The organism is Xanthomonas sp. NCPPB 2922, assembly GCF_041520885.1.
Lineage (GTDB): Bacteria > Pseudomonadota > Gammaproteobacteria > Xanthomonadales > Xanthomonadaceae > Xanthomonas > Xanthomonas campestris.
The window spans coordinates 1-6225 of sequence record NZ_JBGOFY010000043.1 but is presented as its reverse complement, the minus strand read 5'-3'; the positions used below and the strand labels follow the sequence as shown (position 1 = coordinate 6225).

Below are 6225 nucleotides of genomic sequence, written 5' to 3'. Positions count from 1 at the left end.
GGTGTGCAACACCTGCCGCCGCCTCATCGGGCCAACCCCGCTGGATCGACGCGGCCACCGCGCCGCTTCGAGCACGGGAGGTTCGGCATGGTGACCAGGCAAACAACACTCTGCGGTAAGGGACGCGACACGGCGTAGCCAGACGAACGATGGAATCAAGTGTTATACAGTAACAATAATTGCGCAAATGCAAGCCCGCCATGGCCCGCCAACGCCCTCACGTTCACTTTTACCGAAGAGCACCACGATGTCGCCCGTCTGACCTGCCCCCACCGGCCATACCAGTGATTACTGATAAAGCCCGGGGTTGAAGGGTACTGCGTTGTTGCCGGTTTGTGCTCGGTGGTTGGAGGCAAACTGCGCTGGCGGGATGCGACCACAGCTGCTGTGCGGACGTACCTCGTTGAAGTCACGCCGCCAATCGGCGATGACCTCGCGAGCCTGGATCAGCGACGTGAACCAGTGTTCGTTGAGACATTCGTCGCGGAACTTGCCGTTGAAGCTCTCGATGTAGCCGTTCTGCATGGGTTTGCCGGGTTCGATCAGGATGTGTTCGATGCCACGCTGCTGTGCCCAAGCGATGAAGGCGCGGCTGGTGAACTCCGGGCCGTTGTCCGTGCGCACCGCGCGGGGATAGCCGCGGAAGCAGGCGATCTGCTCCAGCACACGCACCACGTAAGCCCCGCTGATGCCATGGTCCACCGCGATGTCCACGCATTCATGGGTGAAGTCGTCGGCGACGGTCAGGCATTTGATGCGGCGGCCACTGGCCAACTGATCAAAGACGAAGTCCATGCTGATTACCTCGTTGGGATGCCGCGCTGGCCGTAACGGCTGCCGCTGTGCCGCCGGGAACTTGGCCTTCTTGCGCCGGCGCACGCTCAGCTTCGCCTCGCGGTACAGACGGTAGATCTTCTTATGGTTCACCTGCGGAAACTCCGGGCGCAGCAGGTCGTGCAGGCGGCGATAGCCGAAGCGGCGACGCGCCTGCGCCAGTTCCACCAGTCTGGCCGACAGGGTTTGCGTCGCCGGCGTGGGTGTCGGCGCGTGGCGGAAAGCATCGCGGGAGATCCCCGCAAGGCGACAAGCCCGACGCTCGCTGATCGACGTCAGCTCGCACATGCGCCGGATTGCCTCGCGCTTGCGTTGCGGGGCTAGCGTTTTACCCCGAACCCGACCTTCAGCGCCTCGATGTCCAGGTGCGCCTCGGCCAGCAACCGCTTCAGGCGGTTGTTCTCCTGCTCCAGCTCCTTCAGGCGCTTCGCGTCTTCGGCCTCCATGCCGCCGTACTTGGCCCGCCACTGGTAGAAGCTGGCCGGGCTGAAACCGTGCTGGCGGCACAGCTCAGCCACCGCCATCCCGGCATCCGCCTGCTTGATGAATCCGATGATCTGCTCGGTGGTGAAACGACTCTTCTTCATGTCCGTCCTCGTGGTTGACGGACTTTACAGCTTCACGTGGTACGGCTCAGCGGGGGCAGGTCAGTTTGAACGTGCCGGTGGCGAACTCGAGCCGAGCCGCTAAATAGCGCGCTCCAGCACTGCACATCACGCCTGACCGGATAGGTCCAGGTAACGGCGGACGCGGTTGACTGTTCCTCGCTGTTCGGCGGACGGTATGCCGCAGCGATTTTCTGCGACAAACAATCAACAAAATCTGCCATTCAACACGTAACGTATAAGCGCCTGAATCGCAGGCGGTGTTGCCCCATGCAGGGGGAAGGCAAAATCATGAAGAACGCAAAAACCTGGCCTGTGGCTTTCTGTTTAATCGTCGGACTCTTCGCATCGAGCGCGGCAATGGCTCAATGCTGCCCCTCTAGCGGTGGTATCGGTGCGCATGCAATGACAGGACTTGGCGATAGCAACCCCAAAGCCGCCAACCTGGCCATTGACCCCTCGCTCGCCATATATGAACTGCATCGCGACGGAGTCACCTACTTGCAAATCAACGATGTCACCGGCGTGGTCCGCGCGGTAGTTGCGAGAGTGGACAACGCCCTCTGGACGTTGCCAATGGGCAAGGATGTAGAGCGCGTCGTGTTGCCTTCAGCAAACAAGATTTCTGCAAGCACGCGCTCAAATGACCCGACAACACTTAATGTAACCCAACGCGATCAAGCGCGACTCGTCTATCAAACAAGGAACTTCAAGGTACTAACCCGGCGTGAAGCAGCTGGGGACCAGTGGATAGTCTCCCCCTGACCTCCACGGAATCAGGCTCAGCAACAAGGAATGTCACAACCAACGCATGGCGGCGGCGAAGCATGCCGCCATGCGCCTTCAATCGTGCATCCAGTTCGGCTTCAACATCTTCTGAGTAGCGTCCAGCCGGCTCAGCTGACGAAGAATCCGCAATAACACGCACCGCAACACCCCTAGCCCCTTTGCCTGTCCACGCACGCGCCTGAATGAAATGCCTGCTTGATGACGGCAAGATCTCGACACAGTTAAGCACACTGCGATACGCGCTCAGCTGTAGCTCCAACGACAGATTCTTGCAATCTCCGCGAAACACGTGTTGAAACCGAGACTGACAGAAACGCTCAAGTGCTGGCGAACGCAACGCTTGATAGAGCCCATGCGTCTCGATTTCCAAAGGATAAAGTGCGGCCACATATTGCTGCAATAACTGCGACTCAAGCACACCAACCCGTGTCATCTCCATTGCAACCGCGTGCTGCCCTTTCGCCCTCAAATCAGCCACGACATCTTTGCGCATCCTGTTGATCTGCACATTGATATCAGAATATTCAAGTACGCGGTTGCGCAACAGACGTTCTGCACTGGAATAGCTCGCGCGAGCGAATAGAAAGGTGTCATCCTTTGCCCGATTCGAAACATTATTGCGAGCAGACTCACGCAGGCGAGCGTTAAAAATAAAGAGAGCGGTCGTCATGACTCCATAGAGCAATTGAATATTAAAAACATGTTGATCGAAGAAGCCCGCCTGATAGACCCTGGGAAGAGAGAACTCAAGCCCAAAGCTAGCAAGTAGCGACCCCAATGCGATACCTTTCCATCCGTGCCTGAAGGTCATGACGATCATTGGCACAAGCATCGCGATCATCAAAATGTTTCGAATCGATGGGTTACTCCAGACGCCTAGGCTGAAGAACAGTCCCAGAATGAAAACAACCGCAACAGCAAGATCTCTTGGCAGACTGGAATGCACTGGCCCGTCATTCCAACTGGTCCACAACATCGTGGGAAGCAGCAAAATCAGTATTCCAAGATAGCTACCCGAACAGTAGAGCAGCAGCAGATCAATCACAGGATAAATCGGTGGACCACCAAGCGTTTCATTTAACAACATACTGCAGACTGCATTCCAAAGCCCTAGCGCAAGTGCGGCAGGAATAAGCCAGTGCTGCTTCTTGACGATATTAGGGACATGGTAACGAAGCAGGAAAACACCGCTGGCAATCAAGGGCACATGCAAGAACGGACTCAGGTAAGCCCATAGCGGATTGAACCCCTGCAGCTCGCCCAGCGGAATACGCAAGACCAACATGGCCGCAGCATCTCCTGCTAACAGGAACGGCCATTCGCGATACGGTCGAAACAGCAAGGTGACGACCCGCAAGCCAACTGGCAAATACCACTGGTCAATGGAGAAGCGCCAGAGGATCAGAGACACCAAGCAGTAGCACACGCTGATCAGCATGCCTCTGACAAGCTCTTTAGCTACCGCCATACCACCACTCCTTGGTTCCACGATGCGCCCTAGTCTGGGGGGAAACTACCTATTGGAGTATAGCGGTGGCGCACAATTTGCAAAAAGAGCCTGCGCGCTTGCAGGCGGTTATCGCAGTTGAAGACGTGCATTGCACTTTGCTGGTGCGTTGGGCCACGCGGGAATTAGGCCGCCTGATACAGTGATCCCGGCGAGATCATCAACGCAGAAGGCCGCGCATTGCGCGGCCTTCTGCGTTTCTCATGCTGATATCAGCACAACGCCGTGATCAGCCCTCCATCTGCTCCAGCTCCTTGCCCTTCGTCTCGTAGACGTACTTGAGCACGAAGAACACCGAGATGAAGGCGGCAACGGTGTAGATGCCGTAGGCGCCGGCAAGACCGATGCTGCCGAGCAGGATCGGGAAGCTGACGGTGATGGCGAAGTTGGAGGTCCACTGCGCGGCGCCGGCAATGGCCAGGCCCGAACCGCGGATCTGGTTGGGAAACATCTCGCCCAGCATCACCCACATCACCGGGCCCCACGAGGCATTGAAGAACACCACGTAGACGTTGGCGGCAACCAGCGCGAGCATGCCCATGGCATCGGACATGGCGAGCTTGCCGTTGGGATCCAGCGAGGCGGTGGCGAAGGCGTAGGTCACCAGGGCCAGCGATACCGCCATGCCGGCCGAGCCGATCCACAGCAGCGGCTTGCGGCCGATCTTGTCGACCAGCATCACCGTGACCAGGCAGGCACCGATACTGAGGCCGCCGGAGAGCACGTTGATCAGCAAGGCGTCCTGTTCGGAGAAGCCCACCGCCTGCCACAACACCGCGCCGTAATAGAACACCACGTTGATGCCGACCAGCTGCTGGAACACTGCCAGGCCGACGCCGATCCACACGATCGGGCGGATCTTGCCGGTGGTCTTGCTGATCAGGTCGGAGAACTTGGGCTTGTGCTGGTCGGCCGACATCGAGGCGGAGATTTCGCCCAGTTTGGTCTGCGCGGCCGCGTTACCGTACAGCCGCTTGAGCACCACCAGCGCCTGCTCGCGACGGCCCTTGACCACCAGGTAGCGCGGGCTTTCGGGGATGACCAGCAACAGCAGCAGGAACAGCAGCGACGGGATGGCCTGCATCCAGAACATCCAGCGCCAGGCGGCCTGCCCTGCCCACAACGGCTCGGTGGACGCACCGGCGGCATTGGCCAGCAGGTAGTTGCTCAAGAACGCGCAGAACAGCCCGCTGATGATGGCGATCTGCTGCATGGTGGCGAGCCGGCCGCGATAGCGCGCGGAGGCGACCTCGGCGATGTAGGCCGGCGAGATGACGCTGGCTGCGCCGACGGCAAAGCCGCCCATGACGCGCGCGAAGATGAAGAAGCCGGAGCTGTGCGAGGCACCGGCACCAATGGCCGAGAGCAGGAACAGCGCCGCAGAAATGATCAGGACCGCGCGGCGGCCCCAGCGGTCGGCCAGACGGCCGGCAAAGAAGGCGCCGATAGCGCACCCCAGCAGCATCGAGGCGACTTCGAAGCCGGTCTCGGCGGCACTGGACTGGAAGGTCTGCTTGAGCCCGTCGACGGTGCCATTGATCACGCCACTGTCGAAGCCGAACAGAAAGCCGCCGATCGTGGCCACGCAGCTGATCAGGATGATGAAACGGGTGTTCTCGCCGGCATCGGGGGCGCCGTCAATGGAGACACTGGACATGGGTTCACCTGGAAACATGCAAGGGAGCGGTCACGGGGGTGACCGCCATCGGCCGGCGACGCAGTGCGCCGCCGGCCACGGGACATCAACGCGTCAGATACTGATTGATCAGGTTCTCGTAGGCTTCCTGGCGGCCGCTGACTTGCGTCGGCTCGCCCTTGCCGGCGGCGTACTTGGCCAGATCCGCCAGCGTGCTGGTGCCGCTGGCAAAGTCTGCGCCCGCGCCGCTGTCGAAGCTGGCGTAACGCTGCGCGCGCCAGGTTTCCAGCGGTGAGGAGGTCAACAGCGCGTCGGCCACTTCCAGCCCGCGTGCGAACGCGTCCATGCCCCCGATGTGGGCCAGGAACAGGTCCTGCGGGTCGGACGATTCACGCCGCACCTTGGCATCGAAGTTCAGCCCGCCCGGTGCCAGCCCGCCCTGCCGCAGCACTACCAGCATCGCGCCGACGGTGTCGTACAGGTCGGTCGGGAACTGGTCGGTGTCCCAGCCGTTTTGCGGATTGCCGCGGTTGGCATCGATGCTGCCTAGCAGGCCGGCATCGCTGGCCACCTGCAGGTCGTGCTCGAAGCTGTGGCCGGACAGCGTGGCGTGGTTGGCTTCGATATTGAGCTTGAAATCCTGGTCCAGGCCGTGCTGACGCAGGAAGCCGATCACCGTGGCGCTGTCGAAATCGTACTGGTGCTTCATCGGCTCCATGGGCTTGGGCTCGATCAGGAAGTTGCCGGTGAAGCCAATCGCACGGCCGTAGTCGCGCGCCAGGGTGAGGAAGCGCGCCATGTTGTCCTGCTCGCGCTTCATCTGCGTGTTGTGCAGGCAGGCATAGCCTTCGCGG

4 protein-coding genes and 1 pseudogene are annotated in these 6225 nt (G+C 60.2%); 1 reads left to right on the top strand and 4 read right to left on the bottom strand.

Going from position 1 to position 6225, the window contains the following annotated elements:
- Nucleotides 1-288: 288 nt before the first annotated feature.
- Nucleotides 289-1421, bottom strand: a protein-coding gene (locus ACD584_RS21695; RefSeq protein ID WP_087942911.1) for an IS3-like element ISXca1 family transposase whose coding sequence is annotated in 2 segments (ribosomal slippage) — nucleotides 289-1166 and nucleotides 1166-1421 — 1134 coding nt in all. Because the reading frame shifts where the segments join, the coding sequence is not laid out codon by codon here.
- A gap of 309 nt (nucleotides 1422-1730) precedes the next feature.
- Here ACD584_RS21695 and ACD584_RS21690 point away from each other — a divergent pair.
- Entirely contained in the window at nucleotides 1731-2204 is a 474-nt protein-coding gene (locus tag ACD584_RS21690) for a hypothetical protein (RefSeq protein ID WP_012438535.1), read from the top strand.
- Here ACD584_RS21690 and ACD584_RS21685 read toward each other — a convergent pair.
- From ACD584_RS21685 to ACD584_RS21675, 3 genes and pseudogenes are all read right to left on the bottom strand, one after another.
- A complete protein-coding gene (locus tag ACD584_RS21685) occupies nucleotides 2149-3696 on the bottom strand; it encodes an MASE1 domain-containing protein (RefSeq protein WP_116923881.1) in 1548 nt (515 codons plus the stop codon). The two genes, ACD584_RS21690 and ACD584_RS21685, sit on opposite strands and share 56 nt — an antisense overlap.
- Nucleotides 3697-3964: 268 nt before the next feature.
- On the bottom strand, nucleotides 3965-5392 hold the full coding sequence (locus ACD584_RS21680) for a sugar porter family MFS transporter (RefSeq protein ID WP_014507521.1): 1428 nt from the start codon (nucleotides 5390-5392) through the stop codon (nucleotides 3965-3967).
- 85 nt (nucleotides 5393-5477) lie between these two features.
- Nucleotides 5478-6225 (bottom strand): annotated as a pseudogene (locus ACD584_RS21675) (xylose isomerase); the annotation flags it as partial.